Here is a 15,712-nt window from a genome sequence, read left to right as displayed (position 1 = left end):
AGTCTTGATGTTGGTTGAAAATGTCCATATCCCGACACTGAGATAAAAAGCAGCGTCGTCTTACAGACATTGTCAGAAGACTTGCGAGCAGACCACTCCCTACCGAGGAGGGGTCTTTGTTACCAAGCCCAAAGGAAGGCTCATGCCCGATCTACTGCAAATCCTGAGCACCCCTGAACAGGGCGCACAGCCCTATGCGCTGGTGGTGGATGATCACCCGCTGGTCGCGGAAGGTGCAGCCCATGTACTGATGACCAGCGCCGGCGTGCAGCGGGTGCGCTGTGCGGCACACGGCAATGAGGCACTGACCATGATTGCTGCGCTGGGCGAACCCGTCATCACTGTGATGGACTTCTGGCTGGAAGACGGTGCATCTCTGGAGTTTGTGCACAGCATCCTGGCCTTGGCTCCTGGCACACGCATTCTGGTGACCAGCGGCGACAAGCACCCGGCCATCGCCAGCAAGGCTGCAGCCGCAGGTGTGCATGGCTTTGTGCACAAAAGCAGCCCGTCTCACGAGTTTCAGGCGGCAGTGCAAGCCCTGCTGAGCGGCCGCACCTGGTTTGAGGCCCAGCCCCCCATCCCCACCGCCCCTCCGGCGCCAACCGCGGGCAGCATCTTGCATATGAGCGCCAGAGAGCTCGGCATCACTGCCCGCCAGGCACAGGTGCTGAGCCTGTTGCTGCAGGGCAAGCCCAATCGCGCCATTGCACAGACACTGAACCTGTCCGAATACACGGTCAAGGAACATGTCACCGCCTTGCTTCAGCGCCTGGGCGCCAACAACCGCGTGGCGCTGATCACGCGCATGCGAGGCATAGAGGTCGACTTGGACTAAGGCTGGCGGATCGCCATGCAGCGCGCCAGCACCGCATGCAGCTGGTCGGGCTGCAGCGGGGTCGCCAGGGCCAGATAGCCCTGATCCTGCACCTGCTCCAGCATCTCCTCGTCGCCACTCATCAAAGCACCGCTGGCTTGCGGGCGCTGATCCAGAAGCAGCATCAAACACTCAAGCCCGCTTGCGCCATCCTTCAATCGCTGGTCGCACAACACAAAGTCTGGCCACAATCCATCGGCCAGCAGTTGCTGCGCCTCACCCAGGCTGCGCGCTCTTTGCACCTGCACACCCCAGCTCTGCAAGATCTGCACCAGCACCGGGGCCAGCTGCGCATCGTTTTCCACGACCAGGCAGTGCCCCTGCAAGGGGGCGAACCACTGCGGCCCAGTCAATATCGGCGGATCCGGCAGCACAGACGATGCCTGCCACTGCTCGGCATCCTGCGGCCAGCGCAGCCAGAAACATGACCCCTTTCCCGGCAGCGACTGAACCCCGCATTCCACACCCAGCCGCTGCGCCGCCAGTGCCACCACGGACAAGCCCAGGCCGCGCCCGCGCAATGGTGCCGGCACGCCATCCCTGGCATCGCGCTGCTGGCGCGCAGGGCTGCGATAGTGACGCATGAAGACCTGTGCACATTCCTGCTCGCTCATGCCGCAGCCGCTGTCCCACACCTGTAAAAGCCAGCGCCCCTGCCTGTGCCGCAGCGCCAGCAGCACCCCGCCCTGGTCGGTGTAGCGCAGCGCGTTTTGCAGCAGATTGAAAACCATCTGCCGCAGAAGCACCGCATCCGTGCACAGTGCCGGCATATGAGCTGGCTGCCTCACGCGCAGACGCAGGCCGCGCTGCGCTGCCTCGCGCGCGAACAGTCGCCGGGCTTCGTCGAGCACCGCACTCATGGATACCGCCTGCCATTGCGGTGCGAAGCTGTCACCCTCAAGCCGCGACAGATCCATCAGGTCGTTGAACATGGAGCCCAGATCGCGCGTGCAGGCCTGCATTTCCTGCAGCAGCTGCGCCAGCTCGTCATCCTGATTGCGCTGATGAGCGGCTTGCAGCATCAGGCCCATGGCATGCAAAGGTTGCCGCAGATCATGACTGGCGGCGGAGATAAACCAGTTCTTTTCGGCCAGCGCGTTCTCTGCCTGCTCCTTGGCTTCGCGGTAGCGCTCCGCCAGTGCCTGACGCTCCAGCTCGTGCGCCATCTGCTGCTGCACAAAACGCCGCGCGCCCCAGGCGTGGCGGGCAAGTATGGCGCCGTACAGCAGCAGCAACGGCAACAGATAAGGGCCTTTGTGCGGAAAGTAATGCAGCGTGCACAGCAGCATCGGCAAGTAGATGCCCGCCATGAAGGCCGCGAACACCTGCGGCACCGGCGCCAGAAAAGTGGCGGCCGATGCCATCACGCCCAGCAGCACCAGATAGATCAGCAGACGCAGCTCACTGTGGCTGCCGCTCCAGGTGAAGGCCAGCACGCTGACCCAGAGCAAGCCGTTGATCAACGCGGCCAGCGCCAGTTGTCGCTGCCAGGCTGTCAATGCCGCCTGCAGTCGCGATGGCTCCCAGTCGCGCGCCGACCGCCACTGGCGATGCAGCCTGCGGCGGAACAGCAAAAAGCCAAGCGCCATGACGATCATCAGCCCCCACCACCAGGCCAGCCCAGCACTGACGGCCGGGCTGTTGCGGGTACTGACCCACAGCAGCAGGGCCGGAATCAGCAATGCGGCGATTTCAGAGGAGCCGCGCGAAGCCAGTGACTGCAACAGGCGCAGACCGGCCTGCAGCCGGGTCGACTGCGCCGAATCGACTTCAGAACTGATCGCCATCGACGTAGAACCAGCGTCCACCCTCGAGCACAAAGCGGCTGCGCTCATGCAGGCGTACGGCACGACCCGCCAGACGATAGCGGGCGACGAATTCGACCTCTGCACAGGCATCGCCGGTCGGCTGAAACTGCTTCACATCCAGCCCCAGCCATTTGGTGGCAGCATCGAAATCGAGCTGCGGCGGACGCTGGCTGGCATGCCAGGTGGCTTGCAAATATTCCTGGTTCTCAGACACGAAGGCCGTATAGCGCGAGCGCATCAGAGCCTCGGCATCGGGTGCGGGCCGGGCATCCCAGTGGTCGATATAGCGGCCGCAGCAATCGGCATAGGCCAGCAGCCGCCCTTTGTCATTCTTGCGTCCACAGGGACAGTCCCGCTTTTTCTCGGCTTCTTTCACAACTTTGGCAGTCTTGATTGGCAATGCTGCATTGTCGGCCAAGTCGAACAATGAGCAAGCCGGCTTGCGCAGTCGGTTGCCTCAGAGCACAGTAGCTGCAGTTCAAAGCTCGCTGTTCAAAGGTTTGCCTATGTTCTCCATGGCTGCTCCCTGGTGGGAGTTCGTGATTCGCGGTGTTAGCGTCTACCTGTTTTTGCTGGTGTTTCTGCGCCTGACCGGCAGGCGCCAGACCGGCCAGTACGCACCTTTCGACCTGGTGCTGCTGCTGATTCTCTCCAACGCAGTACAGAACTCCATGAATGCGGGCGACAACTCGCTGATTGGCGGCCTGATCAGTGCCACCACCTTGCTGGCCTGCCATGCACTGCTCTCCCACCTGAGCTACCGCTTTGCCGGGCTGCGCAAACTGGTCAATGGCAAACCCAAGGTCCTGATTCACCAGGGCATTGTGCAACCCAGTCTGATGACGCAGGAGCAGATCACAGCCGAAGACCTGGCTGCGGCCCTGCGCTCCAATGGCTGCCTCAACGCGCATGAGGTGGAGCGCGCCACGATCGAGACCAACGGCCAAATCACCGTGGTGCTGCGCAAGCGCAGCATGGCTGAGCTGGGGGAGGCCTGAGAGCCTCAGAACGTGTTTACGTTTTCAGTGCAGGCCGTCCAGAAACTGCCTGATGGCCGCATTCACGGGTTCCGGATGGGTGAGGTTGGCCGCATGGCCTGCGCCGGCCACATCCACCCACTGGGCCTGGGGCAAGCCCTTGAACATGGCCCGCGCACGCTCCACACCGATGGCCGCATCCTTGTCGCCATGAATCACCAGCGCAGGCACCTTGATTTCGGCCAGACGCGGGCTGATGTCATCGCGCAGCGCCAGCGTCGCAAAGCTCTGCCCCAGGTTGATCGGCGAGGCCTGTTTCCATTTGGCACGCCACTGCTCAGCACCCGGCCAACCCTGGCCCAAAATCGTGTGCTCCACGGTGGTGGCCATGTCATCCGACAGCCCATGCTCCATCCAGGCCTTGAGCAGCGCCTCATGGTGCGGCATCTGCTCTGGATCCTCCAGCATGGCCTGGGTGTCTATCAGCACCAGCGCGCCCACGACATCTGGATGAATCAGCGCGCAGCGCAGCGACAGATAGCCGCCTTGCGACATGCCCACCAGCACCGCTTTTTCCACACCCAGATATTTGAGCAAGGCCGCCAGATCGTCGGCCGAGTCATAGTAGCTGAACGCTTCGCAATGCTCGGGATCTGCGGTCTGCCCGTGACCACGCTCGTCCCAGCTGATGCAGCGATACAGCCCCTGCAAAGCCTGTACCTGTGGCTCGAACATGGTGTGATCCATGAGCAGGCCGTGCGAGAACACAATGGCCGGGCCACGCCCTCCCGTGTCCTCGTAGTAGATATTCTGACCATTGACCTGGGCAAAAGGCATGCGGTGGACTCCTGCTGCAAATGGTTGAAACCCCTGGGGAAACTCCCCCCAACTGAGCACATCCTAAGCAGGCCGTATGACATCGGCAACCGGCCCGTCCCCTGATGTGCCACAGCCTCGTGCACAGCAGTTGACAACGGCGGGCTTTTGCCGCCAGACGCAGATCAGGCCAGCGCCCGCTGGATCAGGATCTTTTGCACATCGCTGGTGCCTTCGTAGATCTGGCACACGCGCACATCGCGATAGATTCGCTCCACGGGGAAGTCACTCACCACGCCATAGCCGCCCAGGGTCTGGATGGCGGCGCTGCATACGCGCTCGGCCATTTCGCTGGCAAAGAGCTTGGCCATGGCGGCTTCCTTCAGGCAGGGCAGACCCGCATCACGCAGGCTGGCGGCATGCCAGATCAGTTGCCGGGCCGCTTCAATTTGCGTGGCGCATTCGGCAAGCCTGAAACCCACGGCCTGATGGTTGAAGATGGGCTGGCCAAAGCTCTCGCGCTCCTTGCTGTATTGCAGCGCGCATTCAAAGGCCGCACGCGCCATGCCCACGCTTTGCGCGGCAATGCCGATACGCCCGCCCTCCAGCGCGGAAAGTGCAATCTTGTAGCCCTCGCCCTCGGCCCCGATCAGGTTCGATGCGGGAATGCGGCAGTTCTCGAAATTGATCTGCGCCGTATCGCTGCTGTGCTGGCCCAGCTTGTCCTCCAGGCGTGCCACCTGGTAGCCGGGATTGCCGGTAGGCACGATGAAGGCACTCATGCCTTTTTTACCCGCAGCCTTGTCGGTGACGGCAATGACGATGGCTACATCGCCATTCTTGCCGCTGGTGATGAACTGCTTGACGCCGTTGATGACGTAGTCGCCACCATCGCGCACGGCCGTGGTGCGCAGCGCCGAGGCATCGCTGCCCACATGGGGCTCGGTCAGGCAGAAGGCACCCAGCATCTGGCCCTGCGCCAGCGGGCGCAGCCATTGCTCCTGCTGGCCGGCATTGCCGTACTTCATGAGAATGGCGTTGACCGGGCAGTTGGTCACGCTGATGACGGTGCTGGTGCCGCCATCGCCGGCGGCAATTTCCTCGAGCACCAGCGCCAGGCTCACATAGTCCAGGCCCGCACCGCCGAGCTCCTCGGGCACGCAGATGCCATAGGCACCGAGAGCGGCCAGCCCCTGGTGCACCTCCTTGGGGAACTCATGTTCCTTGTCCCAGCGCGCGGCATGGGGCGTGATCTGCTCGCGCACAAAATCGCGCAAAGCCTCGCGGATCATTTCCTGGTCCTGATTCAGCAGCATGTTGTCTCCGATATTTATAGCTATATGCCCGTTTTCAGCCCGGGCTAGGCATCCAAAAGCTTGATGTATCTGCCGTCATGGCGCAGCAGCTGACCGCGGTCTTCGGGCTTGACCTGGGCCAGGGCCTGCATCAGCCCCTGCACGCTTTGAGCCACCGACAGCGGGGCCGCAGCACCGCCCATCTCGGTCTGCACCCAGCCCGGGTCCAGCGCCAGCAGCGTCAGGCCCGGCCATTGGCGGCAGGCCGAGACCACGGCCATATTGAGCGCAGCCTTGCTGACGCGGTACAGCCAGGCGCTCTCGTCCGCATCGGCCAGCAGGGACATGCCGCTGGAGAAGGCGCCGATCACGCCGCCAGCCTCCTGCACCATGGGTGCGATCTGCGGCAGGGCCTGCATAAAGCCCAGCACATTGCTGTGCATCACCAGATCGAACTGCTGCTGGGTGGGTGGCACGCCTGCGTCATGACCGTCCCAGACACCGGCCACGTAAAGCGCGATATCGATGCTGGCCCCGTCGAGCTGCCAGGCCAGGCCGCTGACGCTGGCAGGATCTGCCAGATCGACCTGCAGCACCCGGGCGCCCCGTGCCTGCAGCTCGACCATGTCTTCAGCCTTGCGCACGGTGGCAATCACCTGGTGGCCTTGCGCCAGATAGGACTCGGCCAGGGCTCGGCCCAGGCCGCGCGATGCGCCCATGATGAGTATCAAAGCCATAGCTGTTTGCGCCTATGAATGTTGGGTTTCAAAGTGTTTTTCATCCAGAATCCTTTCATGACAAGCGCTGTCAGCTATCAATTTTTCTTGATCTGCTCGGCCGCAATCATGGCCCCATAGCGGGCCACCATGCTTTCCTGCGACTCGGGCTGGGCGGTCAATCCCATTTGGGCATGGATGATCTGATTGAGCGTGGGCATGACGTTGCGCGCCACCCTGGCCTCCTCGCTCCACAGGCGCGAGCGCATCAGCGCCTTGGCACAGTGCAGATAGGCTTCCTGCACATGGACTTCGATCACCAGCTTGGGGCGGAAATGATCGCTGGCAAACAAGGCCGTGTAATGCGCCTCATCGCGCAGCTGGGCCGTGCCGTTGACGCGCAGGGTTTCATCGAAGCCCGGCACAAGGAACAGAAGGCCCAGGCGCGGGTCGTCGAGCAGATTGCTCAGGCTGTCGAGCCGGTTGTTGCCGCCCGCGTCGGGAATGAGCAAGGTATTGGCATCCGGCGCCTTGACGAAGCCAGGCTTGCCGCCTCGTGGCGAGGCATCGAGCAAGGCCCCGCCCGCACCGCCTGTGGACATGACCAGAAACGGCGACAGCGCGATAAAGCGCAGGCAGTGCCGATCCAGCTCCCACTGCTGCTTGAGCAGCGCCCGCTCGGCAGGAGGGTCGTACAACTGCAGCAGTTGTTCGCGCGAAGTGATCATGAAGCCAGGACCTCCTCGGGACGGTCGTTGCGGTGAATCGCGGCGTACAGCGACAGGAATTCGTTCCAGGACGGATCGAAGCTCACGCTCAGCTCGCCTTCCAGCTCGGGCACATGCTGGCGGCCCAGCTGTCCGGCCAGTTGCACCGCATGGACAGGGTCTTCCACATAGTAGGTGGCCACGCGGGCACTCATGTTTTCCACGCGCGAGAAGGCCAGAATGCCGCGCTGCTCGCGGCTGAGTTGTTCATCAAGCGCATCCTGGGCGTCACGCACGCCGTCCAGCTCCTGCTGGCTCGAGAAGCTGAAGCGCCACTCCATGAAGTGCGACAGATCGGCACGCGTGGCCACGGCATTGGCGCCGTCGTGAAAGGTCAGGATATCGGGCGGCGCATCCTCGTCGGCATCCTGCGCGCGCACTTCCAGCGACAGCCAGCGGTCGCTGTCCTCCTTGGGGAATTCATAGCTGCGGCCCAGCTGCTGGCGGATAAAGCCATCGAACAGCGGCGGGAACTCCGACAGCAGCGCGGAGCCGTAGACATCGGCCGCTGCCTCGGAGGCAAACTCGACCGGGCCCACGCGTACGGAAAAATCCCACTCGCCCAGCACATGGTCCAGCATGATGAATGCCATGTGCTGCGCATGCTCGGCCATGTCCCTGGCAATGGGCTTTTCGAACGAGAGCTTGAGGCCGATGATTCCGCCCGCATCGTAATAGCCCACGCGGATATCGGAGCAGGCCAGCTCGAAGCCGTCCATGCGCATGCCGAAGTTGCTGCCCAGTGCGCGGCTGCGAAACGCCTGCACGCTGTAATGCTCGAAACGCGGCGCCTGGCGCACCAGTGCCTGGGCATTCTCGAACTGCGCCGTGTTGCCATGGGCCGAGATCACCAGACGGGAGCCGGCTTCGCCGAGCTTGCCTTCCAGCTCCAGACTCAGGCCCGGCGCATATTGGTGCAGCAACTCATTGGAGCTTTCCACAAACTCATGGCGATCGAGCTCCTCCAGCTGGCTCAGCTGGTTGGAAAAATCGCCCCAGAAAGCATCAATCTGCTGCGGCTCCAGCGGCTTGATGGTCTCGCTCTCGTCGTGGTGAATGTCTGCGCTCATGAATGATTTCCGCAATGTGAGCTGCACACATTCAGCGCGAATGCGTGCAATCCGTTGAACATGCGTTCACTGTAGAGCAAACTGGTGACGATTCTGAGCAAATAGCGTCAGATCAGCTCAACGGCCATGGCCGTGGCCTCGCCGCCGCCGATACACAGCGTGGCCAGGCCCTTCTTCTTGCCGCGTGTCTTCAGTGCGTGCAGCAGGGTGACCAGAATGCGCGCACCGCTGGCGCCAATCGGGTGTCCGAGCGCGCAGGCGCCGCCATTCACGTTGACCTTGTCATGCGAGACCTTGAGATCGGCCATCAGCGCCATGGGCACCACGGCAAAGGCTTCGTTGATTTCCCACAGATCCACATCCTCCACCGCCCAGCCGGCCTTCTTGAGCGCCTTTTCGGTGGCGCCCACGGGTGCGGTGGTAAACCACTCGGGGGCCTGTGCAAAGGTCGCGTGCGAGACGATGCGCGCCAGCGGCTTGCAGCCCAGCTGCTTGGCCGTAGACTCGCGCATCAGCACCATGGCGGCAGCGCCATCGTTGATGCTGGAGCTCGACGCGGCCGTGATGGTGCCGTCCTTCTTGAACGCAGGCTTGAGGCTGGAGATCTTGTCCAGCTTGGCCTTGGCCGGGCCTTCGTCAACGCTGACGGTCACGTCGCCCTTGCGGGTCTTGACGGTGACGGGCGTGATTTCGGCGTCAAAAGCACCGCTTTGCGCAGCAGCCTGGGCGCGCTGCACGCTGGCAATGGCAAAGGCGTCCTGTGCTTCACGCGTGAACTGGTATTTGGCGGCGCAGTCCTCACCGAAGGTGCCCATGGAGCGGCCGGCCTCATAGGCGTCCTCCAGACCGTCGAGCATCATGTGATCGAAGATCTTGTCGTGTCCCATGCGATAGCCGCCACGACCCTTCTTGAGCAGGTAGGGCGCATTGGTCATGCTCTCCATGCCGCCGGCGACCATCACATCGCGGCTGCCGGCGATGAGCTGGTCGTGCGCCAGGATGGTGGCCTCCATGCCTGCGCCGCACATCTTGGACAGGGTCACGGCACCTGTGCTTTGCGGCAGGCCGCCCTTGAAACCGGCCTGACGAGCCGGAGCCTGGCCCTGGCCGGCCATCAGGCAGTTGCCGAACAGCACTTCCTCCACCAGCTCGGGCTGGATGCCGGCGCGCTCGACCGCGGCCTTGATGGCTGCGCCACCCAGGTCATGGGCGGCCAGATCGGAAAAATCGCCCTGGAACGCGCCCATGGGGGTGCGGGCAGCGCTGACGATGACTACGGGATCCTGATGCATGGTTTGTCTCCTTCAGAAATGGATGGATGTGATCTGCCTCTTCAAGCAAGGCTATGGGTGGGAATCTCGAAACGCTGCGTGTCCAGTCCTGCGTCGCCGGCATGCAGAAAGCGGCTGCGCTCGTACGGGAACACGTCCAGGAAATGACCGTCACGGATACGACTTTGGTGACCGCGCCAGAACTCGGCCTCCAGCAGATCGGCGTGATGGCGCATGAAGATGTCGCGCACGGCCGGATGGCCCAGCAAAAAAGGCCCAAAGGTCTCGGGAAAGACATCCCTGGGGCCGACCGAATACCAGATGTCGCCCGACATCTCCTCCTCCTCGGTGCGCGGCTCGGGCACCTCGCGGAAGTTGCAATCGGTCAGGTATTCGATCTCGTCATAGTCGTAGAACACCACCTTGCCGCCACGCGTGACGCCAAAGTTCTTCCACAGCATGTCGCCGGGAAAGATATTGGTGGCGACCAGGTCCTTGATGGCATTGCCGTACTCGAGAATCGCGCGCTCCATGGCAGCGCGGCGCTCCGGCTTGGTGTCTGCCTCGGCCAGGCACTCCATCAGGAACAGGTTCAGCGGCACCAGACGGCGCTCGATGTAGAGATGGCTGATGATGACTTCCATCTGCCCGTCGCCGTCGCGGTCGCTGATCTCGATCTGCTCGGGAGCCTGAGCCTGGAGCTCGGCCAGCAGCTCATTGCTGAAGCGCTCCTTGGGAAAGGCCACCAAGCTGTACTCCATGGTGTCGGCCATGCGGCCGCCGCGGTCATGCTTTTTGACCAGCTGGTACTTGGCCTTGACCTGGGGACGCGAGATATCCTTGCTGCTGGCGATACGGTCCTTGATGAGCTTGAACACATAGGGGAAGCTGGGCAGGTCGAACACCAGCATGACCAGGCCCTTGATGCCGGGCGCAATGCGCAGCTGATCGCTGGAATGGCGCAGATGATGCAGAAAGTCGCGGTAGAACAGCGTCTTGCCCTGCTTGGCCAGACCCAGGGCGTTATAGATTTCCGCCTTGGGCTTGCGCGGCATGAGGCTGCGCAGAAAGCTCACATAGGCGCTGGGCACTTCCATGTCCACCATGAAGTAGGCGCGCGCAAAGCTGAACAGCGCATGCAGGTCGTCCTCGCCGAACAGGGCCGCATGCAGTATGAGCTGCTCCTGCTCTCCATGCAGGATGGGAATCGCCAGCGGCAGCTCGGTATAGCCGGTGATGATCTTGCCGACCAGGTACGCCCCCTTGTTGCGATAGAACAGGCTGGACAGCACCTGAAGCTGGAAGTTGGCCCTGAGCGTCAGGCCCGCCAGCCTCTCGCGTATGCGCTCGGCCAGCAGGTGCACGTCGCGCTGCAGGTCTTCGAAGCGGCATTGCAGCTGCAGCTGCTCGAACAGGGTCTGCAGCGTGCCTTCGAGCTGGGCGAGGTTGCCGGGGTAGTAGGCCCGGTAGATGGGTACGGCACCCGGCGCGGTGTTTTCCAGATACTCGGTGCTGACGGCAGCACGCACGAAGATGAAGTCGTTCTGGAAATGCGTGCGGTGCAAAATCTTGGTGGTGACCGAGTTGAAGAAGGTCTCGGCCAGCTCGGGCTGCAGATGGTCGACCATCAGGCCGATGTAATGGAGCTTGACCTGCTGCCAGACAGCCATGCTCTGCAGGCTGGCGGCAAACTCCTCTTCCAGCCTCTGGATGCAGGCACGCACCTGCCGGTCGTAGAACTCTATGCGTTCACGCTGAGCCTGCTGCTGGCCCGGCCAGTCCATGGTCTCGAAGCGCTGCTTGGCCCGGGCAGCTTCCGCACTGAACATGCGGTAATGCTGGTTGTAGCCATGCATCAGGGCCTGCGCAATGGCATAGGCCTCGGGGGCGTCCAGTCGTTGCGGAAACATGGCGGGCCAGTCGCTCCAGATAAGTGAGCAGCACTCTCAAGCGGAACAAGCGGCACAGGCCTTGGGTCCGCTTGAAGGCACTGCAGCTGCGCAGCGGCAGCGATCAGTCGCGCTTGCGCGAAGCGACCTTCTCGACAGCCTTGTTGTAGACATCCTCCAGGCCGCCCACACCAGGCACGGTCATTTCGAGGTTGGTGATGTGGCCGTTGTTGAGGCTGTAGCACCAGCCGTGCAGAGTCACCTTCTGGCCGCGGGCCCAGGCATCCTGCATCACTGTGGACTGGGCCACGTTGACCACCTGCTCGATGGCGTTGAGCTCGCACAGCACATCGTGGCGGAACTGAGTGGAGATGCCTTCCAGCAGCTTGATGTGCTTGTCGCGCACGTCGCGCACATGGCGGGTCCAGTTGTCCACCAGGCCCAGGCGCAGATTGTTCAGCGCCGCATACACGCCGCCGCAGCCATAGTGGCCCACAACCATCAGGTGCTCGATCTTCAGATGATCGACCGAGTACTGGATGGTGGACAGGCAGTTCAGATCGCTGGGCACCACCACGTTGGCCACGTTGCGGTGCACGAACACCTCGCCAGGCTCCAGACCCGTGATCTGGTTGGCTGGCACGCGGCTGTCCGAGCAGCCGATCCACATGTATTTGGGTTTTTGCTGCGCCATCAGTCCGGTAAAGAAACCAGGACGATCACGCTCCATCTGGTCTGCCCATTCGCGGTTGTGGACAAACAGTTCTTCGATGGAGGTCGTTGTCATGAAGCTATCCTTCTTTTTTTGGTTGAAAGAACGGCGCAGCTCCTGCTTTTTCAGCAGGTTTCAGCAAACAGCTCGCGGCCTATGAGCATGCGGCGAATTTCGCTGGTGCCAGCGCCAATCTCATAGAGTTTCGCATCCCGCCACAGACGACCGAGCGGATACTCGTTGATATACCCATTGCCGCCATAGATTTGCACGCCCTCGCCGGCCATCCAGGTGGCCTTCTCGGCGCACCACAAGATCACGCTGGCGCAGTCCTTGCGAACCTGACGCACATGATCGGTTCCCAGAAGATCCAGGTTTTTAGCGACCGTATAGGCAAAAGAGCGGCCTGCTTGCAGCACGGTGTACATGTCTGCCACCTTGCCCTGGATCAGCTGGAACTCGCCGATGCTCTGGCCAAACTGCTTGCGGTCGTGGATATAGGGGACGACATTATCCATGACGGACTGCATGATGCCCAGCGGGCCGCCAGTCAGGACGGCGCGCTCATAGTCCAGGCCGCTCATCAATACCTTGGCGCCCATGTTCAGGCCGCCAAGAATGTTTTCAGCCGGCACCTCCACGTTCTGGAACACCAGCTCGCCCGTATGGCTGCCGCGCATGCCCAGCTTGTCTAGCTTTTGCGCGATCGAAAAGCCCTTCATGCCCTTCTCGATCAGAAAGGCCGTCACGCCACGAGCGCCCATCTCCGGCTCGGTCTTGGCATAGACCACCAAGGTATCGGCATCAGGCCCGTTGGTGATCCACATCTTGCTGCCATTGAGCAGATAGCAGCCGCCCTTGTCCTCGGCCTTGAGCTTCATGCTGATGACGTCAGAGCCGGCGCCGGGCTCGCTCATGGCCAACGCCCCCACATGCTCGCCGCTGATAAGCTTGGGCAGGTACTTGGCCTTCTGCGCCTCGCTTCCGTTGCGATTGATCTGATTCACGCACAGATTGCTGTGAGCGCCATAGGACAGGCCCACCGAGGCACTGGCGCGCGAGATTTCCTCCATCGCCACCATATGCGCCAGATAGCCCATGTCGGCACCGCCATACTGCTCGGATACGGTGATGCCGAGCACACCCAGCTCGCCGAACTTGCGCCACAGATCCATGGGGAACTGGTCGCTGCGGTCGATCTCGGCCGCGCGCGGAGCAATCTCGCTCTGGGCAAATTCACGCACCGCGTCGCGCAGCGCATCGATGTCTTCACCGAGCTGGAAGTTCAGTCCGGGCAGATTGGCAAGGCTCATGGTTGTCTCCTGTAGATATGGGTCTGACGAATCGTCTTGTCAGTGCTGTATGCCTTCACGGTTCTGCACACACATCAGAGTGCAGCCCATTGTGGCAATCAGTTTCTCTTTTCCCTGGTCAATGGCAAATGCCTTGCCTTCGGATACGGTGATGGTGCGCCCGGGCTTGATGACCCGGCCCTCCATGCGAAAGCGCTGGCCCTTGGCCGGGGCGAGCAGGTTGATCTTGAATTCGATGGTCAGTACGGCGGCATCCGGCGGCATCAGCGTCAGCCCCGCATAGCCGCAGGCCGAATCGAGTGCAGTGGAGACCATGCCGGCGTGCAAAAAACCATGCTGCTGTGTCAGGCCCGGAGCCCAGTCCAGACAGATATCGACAACGCCCGGCTCCACCAGGGTCAGCTGCGCGCCAATCGTAGCCATGGCGCCTTGCTTCGCGAAGCTGTGCTTCACCCGATGAACAAAATCCAGAGACTCGGTGGCAGCAGCAGCAACAGACATGGCAACTCTCCAGCAAAGCTTTGCAATTGACGTTTACGTAAACGTCAATTATGCGCCATTTTTGCTCTCGCTCCTTTTCAATAGCGTGCGAGCCTCTTTTTCCTGCTCTCGCACCTCATCCAGGGTCACCTGCAGATCGGCCATCTGCGCTTCGAGCTGCTTGCGGTGGATAGCCAGCACATCGAGAAACTTGCGCAACTGCACGCCCGTATCACGCGGGCTGTCATACATGTCGATGATTTCCTTGGCCTCCGACAGCGACAGTCCCAGGCGCTTGGCCCGCAGCGTCAGGCGCAGACGTGCGCGGTCTCTCGATGAATACACGCGATTGCGACCGCCTGCGCCGGAGCGCTCCGGCTGCAGCAAGCCCATGTCCTCATAAAAACGGATGGCCCGGGTCGTGAGATCAAACTCTTTGGCAAGGTCACTGATGGTGTAGATGGTCGACATGATTCTGTGGGGTTGTAAGTCTTGCATCTCACAGGTGACTGCACGAGGCAGGCCGGTCTCTAAAATGCTTTGACAAAACTGACGTTTACGTTAACGTCAATGCTAAACGAAATACCGCCTCATGACCTCAAGCCAAGAATCCGCACTTCATTACCCCCTCGGCGATACCTTGCCCGGTCCGGCCCAGACTCTGGACGTGGCACCCGGTGTCAAGTGGATCCGCATGACCTTGCCGTTTGCCCTCGATCACATCAACCTCTGGCTGCTGCGTGATCGTCAGACCGATCTGCATGGTCAGGTACGCGAGGGCTGGACCGTCATTGACTGCTGCGTCAATCGCAGCGAGGCCCGCGAGCAATGGGAGCAGATTTTTGCCTCTGCGCTTGAAGGCCTGCCTATTTTGCGTGTCATCGTCACCCATATGCACCCCGACCATATCGGTTTGGCCGGCTGGCTCTGCCATCAATGGAATGCGCCCTTGTGGATCAGTGGCACCGATTACAACGTCGCCCGCGTCGCCATGAAAGACAGAGACGGCTTCGGCGGCGAATCCGGTGCGGACTTCTACAGCCTGCACGGACAAAGAGATGAGGAATTTCTGCTCCATGTGCGCGGCCGTGGCAGCTACTACTCTTCCCTGGTAGCCCCCATCCCCGACATCTATCACCGCATCATGGATGGCGACGAGATAGACATCAACGGCCGCACATGGCAGTGCATTGCCGGCTATGGTCATGCGCCGGAGCACATGGCGCTTTACTGCGCCGAGCTCGAGACACTGATCAGCGGCGACATGGTGCTGCCCCGTATTTCCGCCAATGTCAGCGTGCATTCTTCCGAGCCCGAAGCCAACCCGCTGCAGCTGTTTCTCACATCGCTGAAGCGCTACTTCGCGCTCCCCCAGGACACCTATGTTCTGCCCTCGCATGGCAAGCCATTCACCGGATTGCATACCCGTGTCCAGCAGTTGCTCGACCACCACCAGGAGCGCCTGGACGACATCATGCAGGCCTCCCGGCAACAGGGGCTGAGCGCTGCCGACATCCTTCCCATCCTCTTCAAACGCCAGCTGGATACTCACCAGATGACGTTCGCCATGGGCGAGGCTCTGGCCCATCTGCACTACCTCTGGTTCAGCCGGCAACTGACGCGGCGGCTGGATGAAAACGGCATCCTGCGCTTCTACGCCCCCAATATGTAGAAATAAAAAGAGAGCGCTTAGCGCTCTCTTTTTATGGGTTTCCGGTATT

Annotated in this window: 16 protein-coding genes; 3 read left to right on the top strand and 13 right to left on the bottom strand. The window is 61.7% G+C overall.

What is annotated here, in order from left to right:
* Positions 1–142 precede the first annotated feature (142 nt).
* On the top strand, positions 143–838 hold the full coding sequence (locus P353_RS00080) for a response regulator transcription factor (RefSeq protein WP_034364047.1): 696 nt from the start codon (positions 143–145) through the stop codon (positions 836–838).
* Here P353_RS00080 and P353_RS00075 read toward each other — a convergent pair.
* Both P353_RS00075 and P353_RS00070 read right to left on the bottom strand, forming a co-directional pair.
* Positions 835–2,664 (bottom strand): hybrid sensor histidine kinase/response regulator, encoded by a 1,830-nt coding sequence (locus P353_RS00075; protein ID WP_034364045.1) that lies wholly within the window; start codon positions 2,662–2,664, stop codon positions 835–837. The genes P353_RS00080 and P353_RS00075 overlap by 4 nt on opposite strands.
* Positions 2,648–3,061: a YchJ family protein gene (locus P353_RS00070; protein WP_034365329.1), complete on the bottom strand. Its 414-nt coding sequence runs from the start codon at positions 3,059–3,061 to the stop codon at positions 2,648–2,650. Before P353_RS00070 ends, P353_RS00075 begins: the two co-directional genes overlap by 17 nt.
* Positions 3,062–3,191: 130 nt before the next feature.
* On the opposite strand from P353_RS00070, the gene P353_RS00065 reads away from it, so the two are divergent.
* Positions 3,192–3,683 carry a DUF421 domain-containing protein gene (locus tag P353_RS00065; protein WP_003073147.1) on the top strand — a complete coding sequence of 164 codons (492 nt, stop codon included), beginning with the start codon at positions 3,192–3,194 and terminating at the stop codon, positions 3,681–3,683.
* 24 nt (positions 3,684–3,707) lie between these two features.
* Here the strand turns inward: P353_RS00065 and P353_RS00060 are convergent, their stop codons facing one another.
* The 11 genes from P353_RS00060 to P353_RS00010 form a co-directional block, all read right to left on the bottom strand.
* Complete coding sequence (locus P353_RS00060) at positions 3,708–4,499, bottom strand: alpha/beta fold hydrolase (protein ID WP_034364042.1); 792 nt, start codon at positions 4,497–4,499, stop codon at positions 3,708–3,710.
* A gap of 164 nt (positions 4,500–4,663) precedes the next feature.
* On the bottom strand, positions 4,664–5,794 hold the full coding sequence (locus tag P353_RS00055; protein WP_034364040.1) for an acyl-CoA dehydrogenase family protein: 1,131 nt from the start codon (positions 5,792–5,794) through the stop codon (positions 4,664–4,666).
* A 44-nt stretch (positions 5,795–5,838) separates the two neighbouring features.
* Positions 5,839–6,510 carry an SDR family oxidoreductase gene (locus P353_RS00050; RefSeq protein WP_034364038.1) on the bottom strand — a complete coding sequence of 224 codons (672 nt, stop codon included), beginning with the start codon at positions 6,508–6,510 and terminating at the stop codon, positions 5,839–5,841.
* Positions 6,511–6,587: 77 nt separating this feature from the next.
* Positions 6,588–7,217, bottom strand: a complete 630-nt coding sequence (locus P353_RS00045) for an MSMEG_1061 family FMN-dependent PPOX-type flavoprotein (RefSeq protein ID WP_034364036.1) — start codon at positions 7,215–7,217, stop codon at positions 6,588–6,590.
* A complete protein-coding gene (locus P353_RS00040) occupies positions 7,214–8,326 on the bottom strand; it encodes a hypothetical protein (RefSeq protein WP_034364034.1) in 1,113 nt (370 codons plus the stop codon). Before P353_RS00040 ends, P353_RS00045 begins: the two co-directional genes overlap by 4 nt.
* A gap of 107 nt (positions 8,327–8,433) precedes the next feature.
* Positions 8,434–9,618: an acetyl-CoA C-acyltransferase gene (locus P353_RS00035; RefSeq protein WP_034364033.1), complete on the bottom strand. Its 1,185-nt coding sequence runs from the start codon at positions 9,616–9,618 to the stop codon at positions 8,434–8,436.
* Positions 9,619–9,659: 41 nt separating this feature from the next.
* On the bottom strand, positions 9,660–11,507 hold the full coding sequence (aceK, locus tag P353_RS00030; protein WP_034364032.1) for a bifunctional isocitrate dehydrogenase kinase/phosphatase: 1,848 nt from the start codon (positions 11,505–11,507) through the stop codon (positions 9,660–9,662).
* A gap of 103 nt (positions 11,508–11,610) precedes the next feature.
* Positions 11,611–12,273: a carbonate dehydratase gene (can, locus tag P353_RS00025; RefSeq protein ID WP_034364029.1), complete on the bottom strand. Its 663-nt coding sequence runs from the start codon at positions 12,271–12,273 to the stop codon at positions 11,611–11,613.
* A gap of 50 nt (positions 12,274–12,323) precedes the next feature.
* Complete coding sequence (locus P353_RS00020) at positions 12,324–13,511, bottom strand: isovaleryl-CoA dehydrogenase (RefSeq protein ID WP_034364028.1); 1,188 nt, start codon at positions 13,509–13,511, stop codon at positions 12,324–12,326.
* 39 nt (positions 13,512–13,550) lie between these two features.
* Positions 13,551–14,012, bottom strand: coding sequence for a PaaI family thioesterase (locus tag P353_RS00015; RefSeq protein ID WP_034364024.1), 462 nt, complete (start codon positions 14,010–14,012; stop codon positions 13,551–13,553).
* 48 nt (positions 14,013–14,060) lie between these two features.
* Positions 14,061–14,462: a MerR family transcriptional regulator gene (locus P353_RS00010; protein ID WP_003061601.1), complete on the bottom strand. Its 402-nt coding sequence runs from the start codon at positions 14,460–14,462 to the stop codon at positions 14,061–14,063.
* 121 nt (positions 14,463–14,583) lie between these two features.
* Here P353_RS00010 and P353_RS00005 point away from each other — a divergent pair, with 121 nt between their 5' ends.
* Entirely contained in the window at positions 14,584–15,663 is a 1,080-nt protein-coding gene (locus P353_RS00005; protein ID WP_034364022.1) for an MBL fold metallo-hydrolase, read from the top strand.
* Positions 15,664–15,712 lie beyond the last annotated feature (49 nt).

The organism is Comamonas testosteroni, assembly GCF_000761245.1.
GTDB lineage: Bacteria > Pseudomonadota > Gammaproteobacteria > Burkholderiales > Burkholderiaceae_C > Comamonas > Comamonas testosteroni_C.
This window is presented reverse-complemented; position numbering and strand designations above follow the sequence as displayed.

Excerpts from the sequence above, each read along its gene's own strand:
- P353_RS00080 (WP_034364047.1), top strand. The coding sequence starts at position 143 with ATGCCCGATCTACTGCAAATCCTGAGCACCCCTGAACAGGGCGCACAG.
- P353_RS00075 (WP_034364045.1), bottom strand. The coding sequence starts at position 2,664 with ATGGCGATCAGTTCTGAAGTCGATTCGGCGCAGTCGACCCGGCTGCAG.
- P353_RS00065 (WP_003073147.1), top strand. The coding sequence starts at position 3,192 with ATGTTCTCCATGGCTGCTCCCTGGTGGGAGTTCGTGATTCGCGGTGTT.
- P353_RS00060 (WP_034364042.1), bottom strand. The coding sequence starts at position 4,499 with ATGCCTTTTGCCCAGGTCAATGGTCAGAATATCTACTACGAGGACACG.
- P353_RS00055 (WP_034364040.1), bottom strand. The coding sequence starts at position 5,794 with ATGCTGCTGAATCAGGACCAGGAAATGATCCGCGAGGCTTTGCGCGAT.
- P353_RS00050 (WP_034364038.1), bottom strand. The coding sequence starts at position 6,510 with ATGGCTTTGATACTCATCATGGGCGCATCGCGCGGCCTGGGCCGAGCC.
- P353_RS00045 (WP_034364036.1), bottom strand. The coding sequence starts at position 7,217 with ATGATCACTTCGCGCGAACAACTGCTGCAGTTGTACGACCCTCCTGCC.
- P353_RS00040 (WP_034364034.1), bottom strand. The coding sequence starts at position 8,326 with ATGAGCGCAGACATTCACCACGACGAGAGCGAGACCATCAAGCCGCTG.
- P353_RS00035 (WP_034364033.1), bottom strand. The coding sequence starts at position 9,618 with ATGCATCAGGATCCCGTAGTCATCGTCAGCGCTGCCCGCACCCCCATG.
- aceK (WP_034364032.1), bottom strand. The coding sequence starts at position 11,507 with ATGTTTCCGCAACGACTGGACGCCCCCGAGGCCTATGCCATTGCGCAG.
- can (WP_034364029.1), bottom strand. The coding sequence starts at position 12,273 with ATGACAACGACCTCCATCGAAGAACTGTTTGTCCACAACCGCGAATGG.
- P353_RS00020 (WP_034364028.1), bottom strand. The coding sequence starts at position 13,511 with ATGAGCCTTGCCAATCTGCCCGGACTGAACTTCCAGCTCGGTGAAGAC.
- P353_RS00015 (WP_034364024.1), bottom strand. The coding sequence starts at position 14,012 with ATGTCTGTTGCTGCTGCTGCCACCGAGTCTCTGGATTTTGTTCATCGG.
- P353_RS00010 (WP_003061601.1), bottom strand. The coding sequence starts at position 14,462 with ATGTCGACCATCTACACCATCAGTGACCTTGCCAAAGAGTTTGATCTC.
- P353_RS00005 (WP_034364022.1), top strand. The coding sequence starts at position 14,584 with ATGACCTCAAGCCAAGAATCCGCACTTCATTACCCCCTCGGCGATACC.